Origin of the sequence: Azospirillum lipoferum, assembly GCF_024170005.1 — a bacterium.
Lineage (GTDB): Bacteria > Pseudomonadota > Alphaproteobacteria > Azospirillales > Azospirillaceae > Azospirillum > Azospirillum lipoferum.
This window is the reverse complement of sequence record NZ_JALJXJ010000019.1, coordinates 85,660-102,393: the sequence shown is the minus strand read 5'-3', so window position 1 is coordinate 102,393 and position 16,734 is coordinate 85,660. Positions and strand designations below refer to the sequence as shown.

Genomic DNA, 16,734 nt, shown 5'->3' with positions numbered 1-16,734 from the left:
CCTGTCCGCTTTCAAAAGCGATTTTGTGCCCGCCACCCTATCACAACAGCCGCGGCCCCTCCTCATCCCGCAGCCGCCGGCAAACGCAACACTGCCCGCAGCCCGCCCAACGGTGAGGCGTCCAGCCTGACATCGCCGCCATAGAGCCGCGCCACATCCCGCACCACCGCAAGGCCGAGCCCGGTTCCCGGCATGCTTTCGTCCAGGCGAACGCCCGGCTCCAGTGCCGTCTCGCGGCAGTCGTCGGGCAGGCCGGGACCGTCGTCGTCGAGCACGAGGCTCAGCATGCCGCCCCCCTCGGCCCGGCAGGTCACCTCGACCCGGCCGCGTGCCCATTTGCAGGCGTTGTCCAGCAGGTTGCCCAGCATCTCGTCCAGATCCTCCCGTTCGCCGGCGAACAGGAGGCCGGCGGGAGCATCGACATTGATGTCCAGCCCCGCCTGCGCATGCAGCTTGCGCATCACCCGCACCAGCGCCGCGACACAGTCCGCCACCGGCGTGCTGATGCCCGGCACGCTGCGTGCGGCGGCGGCGCGGGCGCGGGCCATGTGGTGGTCGACGTGCCGGCGCATCAGCTCCACCTGCCGGACCATCGCCGCCCCCACCGTACGCGCGTTGCGCTCGTCCAGCGCGCCGGCCTCGTTCGCCAGCACGGCAAGGTTGGTCTTCAGCGCATGGGCCAGATTGCCGGCCTGCAACCGGCCACGGCCGACGACCTCCTCGGCATGGGCCAGCAGCGCGTTCAGATCCTCCACCAGCGGCCGGATCTCGGTCGGCATCGCCACGTCGAAGCCCTTCTTCCGGCCGGCCCGCACCTCGGTCAGTTCGCCGCGCAGGCGGGAGAGCGGGCTCAGCCCGATCTGCACCTGGATCAGCGCCGCGACGATCAGGGCGGCGGCCAGCACGGCCAGCGACAGGGCGAGCGTGGCGTTGAAGGCGCGGGTGACGCCGGCAAGCTCGGCCCGGTCGGCGGCGACGGCGATGCGCACCGGCTCCGCCCGCTCCGGCAGCAGGACGAAGCGCTCCAGCACGGTCAGCGACTGGTTCGCCGGCCCGGTGGCGTCATGCCGGTGCAGCCCGCCATTCTCCACCCGGTCATCGGGCAACGCCAGGACGCTGTCCCACAGGGAGCGCGAGCGCAGCGGCGTGGCGGCACTCTCCCCCACCTGCCAGTAGAGGCCCGACAGCGGCCGGCGGAAGCGCGGGTCGCTCAGGGGCTGCCGCAGTGCCGGCCTGCCGTCGGCGTCGATCTCCAGCACCGCCGCCAGCTGTTCCAGATGGTTGGTCAGCTCCGCCTCGAAACGCTGGCGGACATGGGTCTGGAACAGGTCGGCGATGATCCATCCCGCCAGCATCAGCGCCAGCGCCACCCACACCGCGGCGCCGGCCAGCAGGCGGAAGCGCAGCGATTCCGTCCATCCCATCGCCTTTCCCCCCTCGGCCAGCTCCTACGGTTCATCCGCGCGATAGCCCAGCCCGCGCACCGTCTTGATGATATCCACCCCCAGCTTGCGGCGCAGGCGGCCGACGAAGACCTCGATGGTGTTGGAATCGCGGTCGAAATCCTGGGCATAGACATGTTCGGTCAGTTCGGTGCGCGACACCACCTGCCCCTTGCGGTGCATCAGGTAGGACAGTACCCGGTATTCGAAGGCGGTCAGCTCGACCGGCAGGCCATCCACCGTGACCCGCCCGGTGCGGGTGTCGAGCACCACCCCGCCGCAGGCGATCTCGGCGCTGGCATGGCCCTTGGCACGGCGGATCAGCGCGCGGATGCGGGCCAGCAGTTCCTCCATGCTGAAGGGCTTGGCCAGATAATCGTCGGCGCCGGCATCGATGCCCTGCACCTTCTCGTTCCAGGCGTCGCGCGCGGTCAGGATCAGCACAGGCGTGCTCATCCCCGCCCGCCGCCAGGACCGCAGCACCGTCAGCCCGTCGATCTTCGGCAGCCCCAGATCCAGGATCACCGCGTCATAGGGCTCGGTCTCGCCCAGGAAGCGTCCCTCCTCGCCGTCGGCGGCGGCATCCACCGCATAGCCTTCGCCCTCCAGCCGCTGTTTCAGCTGCCGGGCCAGTTCCGGCGTGTCTTCGACGACCAGCACGCGCATGGCGTCACCTCCCTCCGCCCGGGCCCCTGCCATGGGAACGGTGGCGGTCCTTGATCCGCAGCAGCTCCCCGGTGGCGGCGTCGTAATCCAGCTTCAGGATCCGGCCGTCGGGAGCGATCAGCTTCAACTCATAGCGAAAGCCGTCCTCCTCATCCTCCAGATCGACGTCGAGCACGTCGCCGCCGAACCGCTGCTTCGCGCTTTCGACGATCCGTTCCAGCGGCAGGATGCGCCCCTCGCGCAGTGCGGCGCGGGCCCGCTCGTGGTCGTCGCCGGCACGCGCCTCCGGTCCTGCCGCAAAGAGCAGGGTAGCAAGGAGCAATGCGGGACCGGTCCTCATGATCGACCTCTCTGCCTGGGACAGCATCGCGCAACGGGGGCTCGCGACTGAACCAGCATATCGTCGCATCCCTGAACCGCCGCTGAATGCGCTCGAACCATTGTTTGCCGTCTGCCGTCTGCCGTCTGCCGCCTGAACGGCGGATGAACGGCCCGTTCAGGCTCGGCTCAGGCCGGGTGGGGCAGAGTGCGGTCCATCGGGCGTTTCGACGCTCCCCCCGCACCACAGGTGATGCCATGCTGAAAGCCGTTAGCCTCGCCGCCCTCCTTGCCGCCACCCTCGCCACCGGCGCTGCCTGGGCCGGCGACCACCGCCGTGCAGACGTCCAGCCGGCCAGCCCGCAGCCCATCGCCGATGTGTTGAAGGCCGGCGGCGGCACCGTGACCGGCACCGTGGAGAAGGTGGCGGCGAACTGGTTCGTCCTGACCGACGGCCGCGACCGCATCGATGTCGCCAGCCGTGGCTTCCTTCCCGACGGCATCCGGTCCGGCGACCAGATCACCGTCGTCGGCGGTGTCCGTCAGGGCGCGATCCAGGCCGGCCAGATCATCCGCCAGGACGGCACCGCCTTCGGCCGCGACGCCATGCAGAAGCACGAAGGCCGCCATGGCCATGATAACGGCCACGAGAATGGCCGTCACGGCGACCGCGACGACGACTGATCGGAGCCTCGCCATGCTGAAGAGGATGATCCTCCACACCCTGCTGGCCGCTCTGGTCATCGGCGCGCTGGCAGCCGCCTATCAGGCGAGAGCGGATGGTGCTGGGGGCGTCGCCGCATTGCCGTCCGCCAGCCACGACTGAGCTGCCATCCGGAACGGAGACCACCATGTCCGCCCGCAAGCCAAGCGCCGCCGAGATGACCGCCCTGCTGGTCTTCCACGCCACCGTCTCGGGCGCCTTTGTCGTCGCTTACCTGACCGGCGACGAGGACACCTACGGCATGCATGTCTTCTCCGGCTATGCCGTCCTCGCCGCCATCCTTCTGCGCGTTACGGCCGGCGTGCTGGTCCCGGCGGGAAGCCCGCTGCGCCTGCCGCGACCCTCCGCCAAAGCGGTGGCGGGATGGCTCGGGCGGCTGTTCGCCGGCGATGCGAAGGCCCGAACCGAACGCAGCCCGCTGACCGCCTGGATGGCCGCCGCCCTCCTGACCGGCGTCGGGCTGGCAGCGGCGACCGGCGCCATCGCCGATTTCTTTGTCACAATCGAGCATCTGCACAAGGAGATCGGGGAGGCCTCCCTGCCCCTGATCCTGGGGCACATCGCCCTGGTCTTTGCGCTGCATGGCCTGAAACGGCTGCCGCCTCGCCTCCCGCCGCGCTGGACGGCGTGGCGCTCAACCCCGACCAACCGGGTGATCTAATGAAAACGATCCTTCTTCTCGCCGCCACGGTGGCCTTCGGCACCGGCGTCGCGCTCGCGGCGTCAGGAGATCCGGAGCGCGCCCGCATCCTCGACGGCTACGCCGCCCAGGCGAAGGCGTCCGACTTCACCGGCTTCTCGGCCGAGCGCGGACGGTCGCTCTATCTCGGGCCGCATGCCGGCGGCAAGGTGGCCGACACCCCGGCCTGCGCCAGCTGCCACACCCGCGACCCGGTCGGGACCGGCCGTCATTACAAGACCGGCCGCGACATCCTGCCGATGGCGGTGTCCGCCAACCCCAAGCGCTTCACCGACCCTGCCGAGGTCGAAAAACGGTTCGAGCGCGACTGCGTCAACGTCCTCGGCCGCGCCTGCACCGCGCGGGAGAAGGGCGACTTCATCACCTTCCTCTCGAACCAATAGCGAGCAGCCGATGACCTCCGATCCGAATTTCCGCGCGCTGACCGGCATTGCTGCGTTCGCCATGCTGGCCCTGACCGCCGGAGCGGCAATCGCCAGCGAGTTCGAGCGGGTACGCCCCGTCACCCATGCCGCCACGCAGAAGGAATGCGGCGAGTGCCACATGGCCTTTCAGCCGGGCCTGCTGCCGGCGGTGTCCTGGACCCGCATCATGGACGGCCTCCAGGACCATTTCGGCGAGAATGCCAGCCTGCCGGCCGACACCGCCGCGGCCATCCGCAGCTACCTGACGCAGACCGCCGGAAGCGGCGACGGCCGCCTGATCCGCATCACCGAACAGCGCTGGTGGCTGCGCAAGCACGACTTCGAACCGTCGATCTGGAGCCGCAAGACGGTCAAGGCCAAGAGCAACTGCGAGGCCTGCCACCGGACGGCGGCGCAGGGCCTCTACGAGGACGACTGATCCCCTGTCAGAGCGGCCGCAGCCGCGCCAGCAGCCGTGGATTGTCCCAGGCCGGCTGCCGGTCCTCGATCACCACGCGGTGGGGCAGGGGGGCATCGCTTTCCACCGCCACCTCGACCCAGCGCGGGACCAGCTCGTTGTTGAGGTCGTCGAGGATGGCGACGGCCAGCGCCTCCAGACCGTCGGGGAAGCCGGCAAACTCCGCCAGATAGGCCAGGACCGACGCCGGATCGGGCACCAGCAGGTCGGGCACCAGCCGCAAGGTCAGCCGCACCCCCGGCAGCGGCTCGCCGCTCAGTTCCACCAGGAAATCGTGGCGGGCGTCGGGGGAGGGGCGGGTGGCCAGGCGCTCCCGCCTCATGCCGACACCCCCAGGCCCGCCTGTCCGGCGCGGGTCAGCTTCACCCAGCTTCGCGCCCCGGATTGGAAGGACAGGCCGCCGCTGTAGCCGACCGCGCGGACGCTGTCGGCGAAGACCTGGATCAGTTCCACCCGCAGCTCCGGCGGCAGGGCGACGTGACTGCGCAGGATCAGGTCGAAATGGTTGGGCCGCACCAGCCCGTCCAGCTGCAACGGCCCGAAGCGGCTGAGGTCGACGTCGATGACGAAACGGCTGCCGGGCTTGGCGCGTTCCTTGCCGCCGCTCTCCTCGTCTTCCTTCAGCGGATGGACATGCAGCTTGATCGGCTTCGGCCCATTCGCGTCCATCAGCGGGATGGTGTAGCTGCGCCAGTCGCCCGGCAGCGGTTCCGCCGCCTCGCGGCGCAGGCCGTCGAAGTCCTTCTCCAGCCGCTCCAGCAGGTCGCGGCGTCCCGCCTTGTCCAGGGCGGACGTGGCCTCGTCGCCCAGCCAGCCCTGGGCGTCGCCGCCGCGCATCGCCGACAGGAAGAAGCTCAACGCCGCCGTCAGCTTGCGGTTCGGCTGCGGCATCGTCGCCAGCATCGACTTGGCGAGCGCCGGATCGGCCGCCAGCGTCGCCATCAGCTGCCGCATCGCCGGCCAGTCACGCCCGTCCAGCGGTCCCGGCGGGCCGGGCAGGGTGGGGGCCGCCGCCTGGGTGGCACGGGCGAGGTCGGCCAGCGCCGCCGTCACCTTCGCCCCTTGCGGCAGGCTTGCCGGGACGTTCAGCGCCAGCATGCCCTGTTTGGTCGCCAGGATCGGCTGCCCCTGCGGCGTGCTGCCGGCCACCGTGCCGCGCAGGACGGGGGTGTCGGGCGGCAGCGCGGCTTCGTCGGGCTGGGAGGAGGACAGAGGAGAGGGCTGGGAAGCCGCCTGTCCGCCCGATTGCTGACCGGGTTGGTTCCCTGGCTGCCCGTTGCGCCCGCCGGCCTCCGGGTCGCCGGCCGGCCGGGGCTGTTGCGGCGGCGGGGTGACCGTCAGGATCTTCAGCGCCACCGTGGCACCGCGCGGCAGGTCCGGCGGTTCGGGGGTGCCGGCAGTCTCATCGAGTGAGTTGGGGGCGGGCGAGTTGGAGGCAGTCGGAGTCTCGGCCCCGGGATGGGCCGCATCGCCGCCCAGCTGTACCGGCGTGCCGAATGTGGCGCTGCCGCCGCCCATGGTGGGGACCGGGACCGGTGAACCGCCGGCCGGCGTCGCGGGAGTTCCGGCGGCCGGTGCTTCCGGCTTCGCACTGCCCGATGGGCCTGCCGGTGCCGGTGCTGCGGGCGCGGTCTGCATTGGCGGGGCGGCGGGGGTCGGCAGTCTGGCACCGGACCCGCCGGCCAGGACCAGCGCCGGCACCACGGTGCCCGGCAGCAGCGGCGGCAGATTGGCCGGAACGCTGACCTGTGTCGGCGTCGGCAGCAGGACGGCGGGCGCGGCACCGCTGCCGGCCGTCGGGCTGGGCGTGGCGCTCCCCGTGGATGGCGTGGCCGGACTGCCGAGGGATTGCAGCAGGATCAGTGCGGTCGGCTTGCCCGGAAGCGCGGTGGTGGGGGCGCCGGTCGAGGCCGTGCTGCCGGTCGTGGTCTGGCCGGGCGTGATCTGCACGGTGACCGGCTTGTCGGCCGGCAGCTCCGCGGCACTGTCCAGCAGAAGTTCGCCCGCCGCGGTGCGCACGCGGGTCAGCCCTTCCGGCGTCTGGCCGGCGACGGTGCCGGTCAGCACCACCGGGCGGGTGATCTCCGGCAGCCGTTCGGGAAGCTGGACGACCGTGGCCTCGGCAGTGACGGGTGCGGGCGTGGCGGGGGTTGCCGCGGCGGTGGCGGCGACCGGCGTGACCGATGGTGGGATCGCCCCTCCCATGCCCGCCCATCCCCGCCCGCTACTTGGCGCTGGCGAGCAGCCGCTGCACGATCGCCTCGACGTCGCGGGCCGCGTCGCTGGCGGGCGAGCGGGTCAGCAGCGGCGTCTGGTTGCGGATGGCGTCGCGCACCTTCAGGTCGCGGCGGATGATGCCCGCCAGCGCCGGCTTGTATTTCAGGAAGTTCTGGCAGGCCTTCAGGATGGTGCCGTAGGTCCGCTCGCCGTCCTTCACGCTCTGCGCCATGTTGACCACGATCCGCAGGTCGGCCGACGGGTTGGTGGCGTGGGTCAGCTTGATGAAGGCATAGGCGTCGGTCAGCGAGGTCGGCTCGTCCGTCGTCACCACCAGCGTGGTGCCGGCCGGGCCCGACAGGGTGCGCACCGTGCGGTCGACGCCGGCGCCCATGTCCATCACCACCCGGTCATAGCTCTTCGCCAGCTCCAGCAGGTCGTTGCGCAGGCCGGACAGCCGCTGGCTCGGCAGCTGCGCCAGCGTGCCCGAGCCCGAGCGGCCGGCGATGATGTCGAAGCCGGTGTCGGGGAAGCGCTGCGCCGCCTTGGCCAGCGTCACCTCGCCGTTGATGACGGCGCCCAGATCATTCTTGGGCGAGAAGCCCAGCTGGATGTCGACGTTGGCGAGCCCGAGATCGCCGTCGAACAGCAGCGTGTTCATGCCTGCCTTGGTCAGGGCGTGGCTGAGCGTGATGGAGAACCACGTCTTGCCGACGCCGCCCTTTCCGCTGGCCACGGCGATGACGTTGGCGCCGCGCAGCGGGCGAACGTTCTTGAGGGCGGCCGGGAACACCGGATCGGTCATGGCAGGGTCCTCGACGAGGGGGAACTGGCGGCTTTGGCCTTGGTTGCGGGTTTTGCGGTTGCTGGTTTCGTCGGCTTGGCGGCCGCGGCGGCGGCCCTGCGCGGTGGCGGCGCCGGCTCGATCCCCGGCTCGTCCTCCTCCGGCTCATAGCCCCGTCCGAAGCTCGGCTTGCGCTCGGGGGTATGATCCGGCTGGCCGTTGTCGGCGTCGCCGTCATCCTCGCCCCAGTCCGCGGTGCGGGCGGTGCGGCGTGGCGCCGATTCCTTGGCGGCCGCTGCCTTCTCCTCGGCCGGGATCATCATGCGGGCGAGCGCCAGCGGGTTCAGCGCCGTCAGCCCTTCCGCCACCTTGGAGGAGATGCTGGCGTCGCAGAAGGACAGCCGGGCCCGCGCGGCGATGGCGAGCACGCTGCCCAGCCGGCGCGTCATGTCCAGCCGGGTGACCAGCATGCGCCGCACGCCCACCGCCTTGAAGGCCAGCGCCATGTCGGCGGCCTCCATCGCATCCAGGCCGGCCGGCAGCACCAGCACCGGCTCCACCTCCCCGGCGGACAGCATGGCCCGCAGATCCTGCATGTCGTCGGCGTCGAACGGGTTGCGCCCGGCGGTGTCGACCAGAACGAGGTCGGTCCGGCGATGCACCTCGAAGGCGCCGGCCAGCGCGTCGGGGTCCTCCACCGTCGCGAGCTTCAGCTTCATCAGCCGGGTGAAGGCGGCCAGCTGGTCGACGCCGCCGGCCCGCACAGTGTCGGTGGTGATGACGCCGACCGAGCATTTCTTGAAGACGGCCCGCGCCGCCAGCTTGGCCGCGACCAGCGTCTTGCCCGACCCCGGCGGGCCGACCAGCGCCAGCGGCTTCACCGGCGCGCGGCCGTCGGGCAGCGGGTTGAAGGTGAAGAAGGAATCGAGCGCCGAGCCCAGCGCCAGCCGCGGATCCTCGGTGTCCAGGCCCGACGCCGCGTCGATCAGCTGTTCGGCCAGCGCGGCCGGCACGCCGTGGCGTTGCAGGGCGTCGGCCACCACCTCGCCGACGTCGATCTCGGGTTCCACCGGTTTGGGCGGCGCCTTGCTGCCCCGACCGCCGCGCGAACCGCCGGAGGACGGGGCCGGCGGCAGGTCGTCCTCTTCCACCGCCGCCGTGACGCGCACGCCGCCGCCTTCCTCCTCGCGCGTGGCGACGATGATGGCGTCATCGCCCAGCGACTGGCGCACCATCCGCATGGCGTCGGACATGGTCTTGGCGTGGAAGGACTTCAGCCGCATCGGCAGCGCCTTCCGTCAGTTAAGGAGGGGGGGACGGCACGCACCATCAGATCTGTCCCAGGGTCTTGATGCGGGCCTTCGGGTGGATCTCGTTCTGGGACATGACCACGGTCGCCGGCCGGAACCGCTCGACGATCGAGCGGACGAACGGACGGATCAGCGGGCTGGTCAACAGAACGGGACTCTCGCCCATCATGGCATGTCGCTCGAAGGTTTGGCGGACGGAGGTGATGAACTGCTGCAGGCGGGACGGGGCCATCGTCAGCTGCCGGTCGTCGCCGTCGCCCACCAGCGATTCCGCGAACCCCTGCTCCCATTCGGGCGACAGGGTGACGAGCGGGATGAAGCCCATCTCGTTCGTGTTCGCGTCGCAAATCTGCCGGGCGAGGCGGGACCGCACATGCTCGGTGATCTGGGTGATGCTGCGGGTCTGGCTGGTCGCTTCGGATACCCCTTCCAATATCGTGGGAAGATCCCGGATCGAGACCCGTTCGGCAAGGAGATTCTGCAACACCCGTTGCAATCCGCCCACAGTGATCTGTCCAGGCACCACATCGGCGATCAGCTTCTGGTGTTCCTTGTCGGTCTCGTCCAGCAGCTTCTGCGTCTCGGTGAAGGACAGCAGCTCCGGCATGTTGTCCTTGATCAGCTCGGTCAGGTGGGTGGTCACCACGGTCGACGGGTCGACCACGGTGTAGCCCTTGAACAGCGCCTCCTCGCGGTATCCCGGCTCGATCCAGATGGCGGGCAGGCCGAAGGTCGGCTCCACCGTCTGTTCGCCGGGCAGGCTCATGGCGTCGCCGCGCGGGTCCATCACCAGCAGCATGTTCGGCCGGATGTCGCCGCGCCCGGCCTCGATCTCCTTGACACGGATGATGTAGGTGTTGGGCGGAAGCTGCAAATTGTCCTGGATGCGGACCGCCGGCATGACGAAGCCGACCTCGCCGGCGATCTGCCGGCGCAGGCCCTTGATCTGGTCGGTCAGCCGGTGGCTGCCCGCCTGCGGCTGGTTGATCAGCGACAACAGGCCATAGCCCAGCTCCAGCCGGATCAGGTCGATGGCGAGCGCGGTGGCGATCGGCTCGTCCGGTGCCGGTCCGGCACCCGGCACGCCGCCCGGCCCGGCCCCGGCCGCCGCCTCCTCCGCCGCCGCGGCCTCTTCCGCCTCCTTCTTCGCGCGCAGGCGCGGCATGTACCAGGCGGCGAAGCCCACGGCGCCGATGACCGGGGCCAGCGTCAGGATCGGCATCCCCGGCAGCAGGGCCAGTACGCCGATGGCGCCGGCCGACAGGGCCAGCGCCTGGCTGTGGCCGGTCAGCTGCCCCACCACCGCCTTGTCGGTCGAGCCGCCCATGCCGGCCTTCGACACCAGGAAGCCGGCGGAGATCGAGATGACCAGCGCCGGGATCTGCGACACCAGACCGTCACCGATGGTCAGCTTGGTGAAGGTGTCCAGCGCCGTCATCACCGGCATGTCGTGGCGCAGCACCGCGATGGTCACGCCGCCGATGATGTTGATGAACATGATCATCAGGCCGGCGACCGCGTCGCCCTTCACGAACTTCGACGCACCGTCCATCGAGCCGAAGAAGGCGCTTTCGTCCTCCAGCTCCTTGCGCCGGGCCCGTGCGGTGCTCTCCTCGATCATGCCGGCCGACAGGTCGGCGTCGATGGCCATCTGCTTGCCGGGCATGGCGTCCAGGGTGAAGCGCGCCGCCACTTCGGCGATGCGGCCCGAACCGGCGGTGATGACCTTGAAGTTCACGATCGTCAGGATGGCGTAGATGATCACGCCGATGACGAAATCGCCGCCCATGACGAGGCTGGCGAATGCCTCGATCACATGGCCGGCGGCCGACGTCCCCTCATGCCCCTGCGTCAGGATCAGGCGCGTCGAGGCCATGTTCAGCGACAGGCGCAGCAGCGTGGTGATCAGCAGGATCGTCGGGTATGAGGACAGCTGAAGCGGCTTCTCGATGAACAGCACCACCATCAGGATCAGGATGGAGACGGTGATGTTCAGCCCCAGCATCATGTCGAGCATGACGGCGGGCAGCGGCATGATCAGGCCGACGACGACGATCAGGATGCCGACGGCCATCGCCACGTCGCCGCGCTTCAGCGACGACTTGGCGACCGCCCACATCTCGCCGAAGGCGGCCATGTTGCCGGGACCGCCGCCGCCCCCCAACCCAGGGCTGCCACCTCCGCCGCTATTCTGCTCCGTCAGCGCCATGGATGCTCCCGCCGCTCAGGTCCCGGTCCCGGACGGGACGTCAGGCCGTCGCCCGTTCGTCGTTGCCGGGGGCGGGCACGCTGCGGCCCTCGTCGCCATACTGCTTCAGCTTGTTGCGCAGCGTGCGGATCGAGATGCCCAGGATGTTGGCGGCATGGGTGCGGTTGCCCAGGCAGTGGGTCAGCGTCTCCAGGATCAGGTCGCGCTCGACGTCCGCCACGGTGCGGCCGATCAGCGCGGCGAGGCCGGCGGCGCTGCCGCTGTTGGCGGAGGCCGCCGCGGCAGCGGCTGCCGCACCGCCGTTGGCGGGCATGCCATAGGGGCCGGGCTTGCCGCCCTTGGGCGGGCCGTAGCTGGTCGGCCCATAGCTGGTTGGTAGGCCGCCCTGCGGCGGGACCACCAGGGGGGCGGCCGGCTGCACCGGAGCGGCGGCCGGGACCGTGCCGCCCGGACCGGCGAACGGGTTGGCGACCGGCGAATCGCTGGGGATGGAGGCCTGGGCGCTGCCTTCCGGGGCCAGCATCTTGCTGGTCAGCATGATCGCTTCCGGCCCGACCTCTTCCCCGCGCGACAGCAGGACGGCGCGATGCATGGTGTTTTCCAGCTCGCGCACGTTGCCGCGCCAGTGATGCGCCTTCAGCATCAAGAGCGCGTCCTCGGTCAGGCGCTTGTCGCCCAGACCGTTGGCCTCCGCGTATTTCTTCAGGAAATGCTCGGCGATCATCGGGATGTCGGCCGGGCGTTCGCGCAAGGACGGGATCGCCACGCTGAACACGTTCAGGCGGAAATACAGATCCTCGCGGAAATTGCCGGAGCGGACCTCCGCCTCCAGATTGCGGTTGGAGGTGGCGATCAGGCGGACATTGACCTTCACCGGCTGGCTGGAGCCGATCCGGTCGATCTCCTTCTCCTGGATGGCGCGCAGCAGCTTGGCCTGGAGGCGCGGATGCATCTCCGACAGCTCGTCCAGCAGCAGGGTGCCGTTGTTGGCTTCCTCGAACTTGCCGAGACGCCGGGCGACGGCGCCGGTGAAGGCGCCCTTCTCGTGGCCGAACAGCTCCGATTCCAGCAGGTTCTCCGGGATGGCGGCGCAGTTCACCGCGACGAAGGGCTCGTTGGCCCGCCGGCTCTTGCGGTGGATGAAGCGGGCCATCAGCTCCTTGCCGGTGCCGCTCTCGCCGGTGATCATCACCGAGGCGTCGCTGGGCGCCACCTGCTCGGCCAACCGCAGCGTCGCCAGCATCGCCGGGTCGCTGCAGACGATGGAGTGGCTCTCCTCCGCCACCGCCTCCAGCACCGCGGCGATCAGCTCGGCATTGGGCGGCAGCGGCAGATATTCCTTGGCGCCGGCGCGGATGGCCCGCACGGCGGCGGCCGCATCGGTGCCGATGCCGCAGGCGACCACCGGGATGGTGATCCGCTCCGACTTCAGGCTGTCGATGAAGGTCGCGATGTCCAGCTTGACGTCGATCATCACCAGATCGGCACCGGCGGCGGCACGCAAGGCGGTCAGCGCCCCTTCGATGCTGTCGGTGTGCGACACCTTGGCCCCCCGCTTCATGGCGATCTTGCCGGCGGCGGTGATGTAGCCTTCCAACGTTCCAACGATCAGCAGACGCATAGCCTTACGCTCCCACTCTCGGGGCTTCCCGGTCGAAATACTGGATCCGCTTTCCAGGCGGCAGGACGGCGTTCAGGAGCATCTCCAGACGCCGCGGATTCTCCTGGCGCGCGATGGACACGGCGCCGATGGTGTAGAGGGTCTTGACCAGCGCGTCCTCCTCCGCTGCCCGCTCCACCTTGGCGGCGAGCGGGGAGAGGACGACGTTGCCGAGCACGGCCCCGTAGAAGGTCGTCAGCAGAGCCAAAGCCATCGCCGGGCCGATGGCCGACGGGTCGCTCAGGCTGCCCAGCATCTGCACCAGCCCGACCAGCGTGCCGATCAGGCCCATGGCCGGCGCCACTTCCGACGCGCGGCGCAGCACGCCGGCGCTCTTGCCGTGGCCGCCGGCGGTCGCCTCGACCTCGCCGGTCAGCATTCGCTCGATGGCGTCGGGCGGCAGCCCCTCGGTGATCAGGGTGACGCTGCGGTGCAGGAAGGGCTCGCCGCGCAGTTCCGGCAGGACGTTGCGCAGGGTCTCCGGCCCGGCCCGGCGGGCGGCCTCGGCCAGCAGGATCACCTGCCGCGCCACGCCCTTGGGGTCGAGCGTCTGGTGCACCAGCACCGCCGCCGCGTTCTTCCACGCCACCGCCACGTCGCCCAGCGAGAAGGAGGCGGTGGTGACCGCCAGCGTCCCGCCCAGCACGATCAGCAGCGACGGCGGATCGAGGAAGGCGCGCGCCGACCCGCCGGTGGTGATGGCGATCAGGATCACCCCGGCCGCCGCCGCCAGCCCGACCAGCGTCGCCACGTCCAGCCCGCCGCGCAGCCGCACGCTCCGCCCCGGCGCGGTTGCGCCGGTGGGAGCAGCGGCCGGCTGCGGCTGGGCCGCCTTGGCGGCGCGCGTGCCGGTGTCGGACGAAACCGCCATCAGCCGCGGTCCGACTTGATGATTTCCGTCATGGTCACGCCCAGCCGGTCCTCCACCACCACCACCTCGCCGCGGGCGACAAGGCGGTTGTTGACGTAGATGTCGATGGCCTCGCCGACCTTGCGGTCCAGCTCCACCACCGCGCCGCGGCCCAGCTTCAGCAACTGCGCCACCTGCATGGTCGATTTGCCCAGCACGGCGGAGATCTGGACGGGGATGTCGTACACCGCCTCCAGATCCTTGGTGATTCCGGGGCTGGCGTAGTCGTCGCCGTCGCCACCGTGCAGATCGTTCAGCGAAAAATTGTCGCTCGGCATGTCGGTCTCGGACCTCCTTCATTCCGGACCCCCTTAGACGGGGGCCGGAGCCTCCAGCATGTGCGCCGCGCGGCGTTCGATTTCGTCCAGCAGCTGGGCGGTGTCCCGCTCCATTCCGCCTTCGGCCCATTCGATGCGGCAGCCGCCGGGGGCGATCGACGGATCGCCGATCACCATCAGCCTGGCGCCGAAGCCGCGCGACCCGACCGTCTGGTCCAGATGGTCGCGCACCAGATCCATCGTGTCCTCCGCCACCCGGATGACCAGCCGCGGCTCGTCGATCAGGTCGGTCAGGCAGGCGCGGACCATTCCCTCCACCTCGACCATGCCGCCGCGCCGCGCCCATTCCGGCATCAGCTTGCGGACGATCGCCAGCGCCAGATGGACCGGCTGTTCGCTGCGCGCGGCGTTGCCCGCCTCGTGCGCCGCCAGCAGGTGCGCCACCCCGTCGGCGATCTGGGAGAGCGCGTTGGCGATTCGGTTGTTCACCGTCGCCTCGATCTCCGCCTTGCCGCGCTCGTAGCCGGTGTTCTGGCCGGTGGCCATGCCGTCGGTGAAACCCTTGCCATAGCCCGCCGCGGTCCCTTCGGACTTGCCGGCGGCCATGCCCTCCTCATAGCCCTGAGCCCGGGCGGCGGCCAGTTCCTCCTCGCCGAAGGTCGGGGCCGGCGGCAGCTCCGGTTCCGGTTCGGGGGCCGGTTGGGCCGACAGCTCGTCCTCGGGCAGCAGGTCGTCATCCTCCACATGGGTCATGCGGGGGACGGCGTCCACGTCGAAGGACTCGTCGAAGAGGAATTTGCGCACGCTCATCGCTGCGATCCTCCGTCAGACGGTGTGGAGAGGGAGGCCGGCATTGCTCAGCTCTCCTGATACAGCCAGTTGCGCAGGATCGAGACCGCCTCTTCCGGATGCTTGTCGACGATTTCGCCGACCTTGCGCAGGGAGGAGGCGCGGACGCGGCCTTCCACCCGGTTGATGTCGATCATCTGCTCCAGCTCCTCGTCGGCCTGCGCCGCTTCCAGCGCCAGATCCTGGGCCAGCGCCCCGGTGGGAGCGGCCAGCGCCGCCGGCATGCCGGCCTGATCGGTCAGCAGGCGGTCCATCTCGTCCTCCTCCTGCATCTCCGCCTTCTCGAAGGCGCGGGAGATCAGCGGGCGGATGACCAGCAGGATGATGAGGACGGCGACGATGCCCAGGACCACCATCTCCGCGATGCGGAACAGGTCGTCCTTGGTCATGCCCATGAACAGCTCTTCCGGCTTCTGGATGTCGTCCTCGGGCGACCAGAAGCGCATGTTGATCACCTCCAGCGAGTCGCCGCGCACGGCGTCCAGCCCGACGGCGGACCGCACCAGCGCCTTGATGCTCTCGATCTCCTGCTCGCTGCGCGGCTGGTAGGCCGGGGCCGAGTCCTTGGAGGTCTGGTAGGTGCCGTCCACCAGTACGGCGACCGACAGGCGGCGGACCTGGCCCGCCTCGCGGACGTGCGACTTGGTGGTCTTGGTGATCTCGTAGTTGATCGTCTCTTCGTTGCGGTTCGACTTGTTCGAGGACAGCGGGCTGGCGCTGCTGCTTGACTGCGCGGTCGGCAGGTTCTGGTCCACCGTCACCGGGGCCAGCGGGTCGCGGTCGCTGCTTTCGTTCGACTCGGTGACCGTCTGGGTGGAGCGGACGACCTGGCTTTCCGGATCGAAGATTTCCGACTGGGTGGTGATGCGGTCGAAGTCGAGGTCGGCCGACACCTCGGCCCGGACCTTGCCGTAGCCGAGCGTGCGGCCCAGCAGATCCTCGATGGTGCGGGCGAGCCGGCCTTCATAGGCCTGCTTCTTCTCCTCGGCGTTGGCCAGCATCGCTTCGGCGGTGTCGCTGCCGGTGCCGCGTGCCAGCAGCTTGCCCTTGTCGTCGACGATGGAGATGCGGTTGGGGTCGAGGTTGGGGACCGAGGCGGCGATCAGCTGCTGGATCGCCTGGATGTTCTCCCGGCTCAGCTGGGCGCCGGGGCGCAGCTTCAGGAAGACGCTGGCGGTCGCCGGGTTCTGCTGGCGGGCGAACAGCTCGCGCTTGGGCAGCACCAGATGCACGCGGGCCTGCTGGACGCCGTTCAGCGTCTGCACCGTGCGCGCCATCTCGCCTTCCAGCGCGCGCAGGTGGTTGATGTTCTGCATGAAGCTGGTGGCGCCGAAGCCTTCGCCCTTGTCGAACAGCTCGTAGCCGACCGAACCGCCGGACGGCAGGCCCTGGGCCGCCATGCGCATGCGCATGGGCCCGACCTGATCCGCCGGGACCATGATCTTGGTGCCGGACTTGTCGACGCTGTAGGGGACCTTCGCCTCGTCCAGCTTCTTGGCGATGGCCGCCGCCTCCGTCTGCTGGAGTTCGGAATAGAGCAGCTCCATCTCCGGCGTGGACAGCCGGGTGGTCAGGTAGACGAAGAATCCGATCAGCAAAAGCCCGACGCCGCCGATCGCCGCGAGGCGGGCGGGCCCGAGATTGCGCAAGGTCTGCAGCAGGTTGTTCACGCGCGGTCCCCGATCGGAAGTCTTCCCGGCATGCTCTCCACACAGTCTCCGTTCGCGATTGCGAGACGGTTTGTGCAAGTTCTGCGCCGGGCTTGCCTACGTTGGGGCATGCTGC

At 70.0% G+C, this 16,734-nt stretch carries 19 protein-coding genes; 6 read left to right on the top strand and 13 right to left on the bottom strand.

The genetic code is table 11. The annotated features are described in order from the left end of the window. Positions 1–62 precede the first annotated feature (62 nt). From J2848_RS31325 to J2848_RS31315, 3 genes are read right to left on the bottom strand one after another with little or no spacing between them, the layout of a single operon-like run. Positions 63–1,424 carry a sensor histidine kinase gene (locus J2848_RS31325; RefSeq protein ID WP_149234357.1) on the bottom strand — a complete coding sequence of 454 codons (1,362 nt, stop codon included), beginning with the start codon at positions 1,422–1,424 and terminating at the stop codon, positions 63–65. 24 nt (positions 1,425–1,448) lie between these two features. After that, positions 1,449–2,108 (bottom strand): response regulator, encoded by a 660-nt coding sequence (locus J2848_RS31320; RefSeq protein WP_149234358.1) that lies wholly within the window; start codon positions 2,106–2,108, stop codon positions 1,449–1,451. A gap of 4 nt (positions 2,109–2,112) precedes the next feature. Next, positions 2,113–2,448, bottom strand: a complete 336-nt coding sequence (locus J2848_RS31315) for a PepSY domain-containing protein (protein ID WP_246194283.1) — start codon at positions 2,446–2,448, stop codon at positions 2,113–2,115. On the opposite strand from J2848_RS31315, the gene J2848_RS31310 reads away from it, so the two are divergent. The 6 genes from J2848_RS31310 to J2848_RS31290 all read left to right on the top strand — a co-directional run bounded on the left by J2848_RS31310 (position 2,447) and on the right by J2848_RS31290 (position 4,693). Then, complete coding sequence (locus J2848_RS31310) at positions 2,447–2,584, top strand: hypothetical protein (RefSeq protein ID WP_170307218.1); 138 nt, start codon at positions 2,447–2,449, stop codon at positions 2,582–2,584. The genes J2848_RS31315 and J2848_RS31310 overlap by 2 nt on opposite strands. A gap of 100 nt (positions 2,585–2,684) precedes the next feature. Next, complete coding sequence (locus J2848_RS31305) at positions 2,685–3,110, top strand: cytochrome c maturation protein CcmE domain-containing protein (RefSeq protein ID WP_149234359.1); 426 nt, start codon at positions 2,685–2,687, stop codon at positions 3,108–3,110. A 13-nt stretch (positions 3,111–3,123) separates the two neighbouring features. Further along, positions 3,124–3,252 (top strand): hypothetical protein, encoded by a 129-nt coding sequence (locus tag J2848_RS36060; protein ID WP_281288652.1) that lies wholly within the window; start codon positions 3,124–3,126, stop codon positions 3,250–3,252. 25 nt (positions 3,253–3,277) lie between these two features. Then, positions 3,278–3,811 carry a hypothetical protein gene (locus J2848_RS31300; RefSeq protein ID WP_149234360.1) on the top strand — a complete coding sequence of 178 codons (534 nt, stop codon included), beginning with the start codon at positions 3,278–3,280 and terminating at the stop codon, positions 3,809–3,811. Then, on the top strand, positions 3,811–4,233 hold the full coding sequence (locus J2848_RS31295; RefSeq protein WP_149234361.1) for a DUF1924 domain-containing protein: 423 nt from the start codon (positions 3,811–3,813) through the stop codon (positions 4,231–4,233). Before J2848_RS31300 ends, J2848_RS31295 begins: the two co-directional genes overlap by 1 nt. A gap of 10 nt (positions 4,234–4,243) precedes the next feature. Then, entirely contained in the window at positions 4,244–4,693 is a 450-nt protein-coding gene (locus J2848_RS31290) for a diheme cytochrome c (RefSeq protein WP_149234362.1), read from the top strand. Positions 4,694–4,700: 7 nt separating this feature from the next. On the opposite strand, the gene J2848_RS31285 is transcribed toward J2848_RS31290, so the two are convergent. From J2848_RS31285 to fliF, 10 genes are read right to left on the bottom strand one after another with little or no spacing between them, the layout of a single operon-like run. Beyond that, positions 4,701–5,054 carry a hypothetical protein gene (locus tag J2848_RS31285; RefSeq protein ID WP_149234363.1) on the bottom strand — a complete coding sequence of 118 codons (354 nt, stop codon included), beginning with the start codon at positions 5,052–5,054 and terminating at the stop codon, positions 4,701–4,703. Continuing rightward, entirely contained in the window at positions 5,051–6,937 is a 1,887-nt protein-coding gene (locus J2848_RS31280) for a hypothetical protein (protein ID WP_149234364.1), read from the bottom strand. The genes J2848_RS31285 and J2848_RS31280 overlap by 4 nt, the downstream gene beginning before the upstream one ends. Positions 6,938–6,956: 19 nt before the next feature. Further along, on the bottom strand, positions 6,957–7,754 hold the full coding sequence (locus J2848_RS31275) for a MinD/ParA family protein (RefSeq protein ID WP_012975714.1): 798 nt from the start codon (positions 7,752–7,754) through the stop codon (positions 6,957–6,959). Further along, on the bottom strand, positions 7,751–9,016 hold the full coding sequence (locus tag J2848_RS31270; protein ID WP_149234365.1) for a flagellar biosynthesis protein FlhF: 1,266 nt from the start codon (positions 9,014–9,016) through the stop codon (positions 7,751–7,753). Before J2848_RS31270 ends, J2848_RS31275 begins: the two co-directional genes overlap by 4 nt. Before the next feature lie 46 nt (positions 9,017–9,062). After that, positions 9,063–11,252: a flagellar biosynthesis protein FlhA gene (gene flhA / locus J2848_RS31265; RefSeq protein ID WP_149234366.1), complete on the bottom strand. Its 2,190-nt coding sequence runs from the start codon at positions 11,250–11,252 to the stop codon at positions 9,063–9,065. Positions 11,253–11,292: 40 nt separating this feature from the next. Further along, positions 11,293–12,873 (bottom strand): sigma-54-dependent transcriptional regulator, encoded by a 1,581-nt coding sequence (locus J2848_RS31260; RefSeq protein WP_149234367.1) that lies wholly within the window; start codon positions 12,871–12,873, stop codon positions 11,293–11,295. A gap of 4 nt (positions 12,874–12,877) precedes the next feature. Then, on the bottom strand, positions 12,878–13,783 hold the full coding sequence (locus J2848_RS31255; RefSeq protein WP_149234368.1) for a motility protein A: 906 nt from the start codon (positions 13,781–13,783) through the stop codon (positions 12,878–12,880). Continuing rightward, positions 13,783–14,100 carry a flagellar motor switch protein FliN gene (gene fliN / locus J2848_RS31250; protein WP_098737805.1) on the bottom strand — a complete coding sequence of 106 codons (318 nt, stop codon included), beginning with the start codon at positions 14,098–14,100 and terminating at the stop codon, positions 13,783–13,785. Before fliN ends, J2848_RS31255 begins: the two co-directional genes overlap by 1 nt. Before the next feature lie 33 nt (positions 14,101–14,133). After that, entirely contained in the window at positions 14,134–14,910 is a 777-nt protein-coding gene (locus J2848_RS31245) for a FliH/SctL family protein (RefSeq protein ID WP_149234369.1), read from the bottom strand. 47 nt (positions 14,911–14,957) lie between these two features. After that, positions 14,958–16,619, bottom strand: coding sequence for a flagellar basal-body MS-ring/collar protein FliF (gene fliF, locus J2848_RS31240; RefSeq protein WP_149234370.1), 1,662 nt, complete (start codon positions 16,617–16,619; stop codon positions 14,958–14,960). Positions 16,620–16,734: the final 115 nt, after the last annotated feature.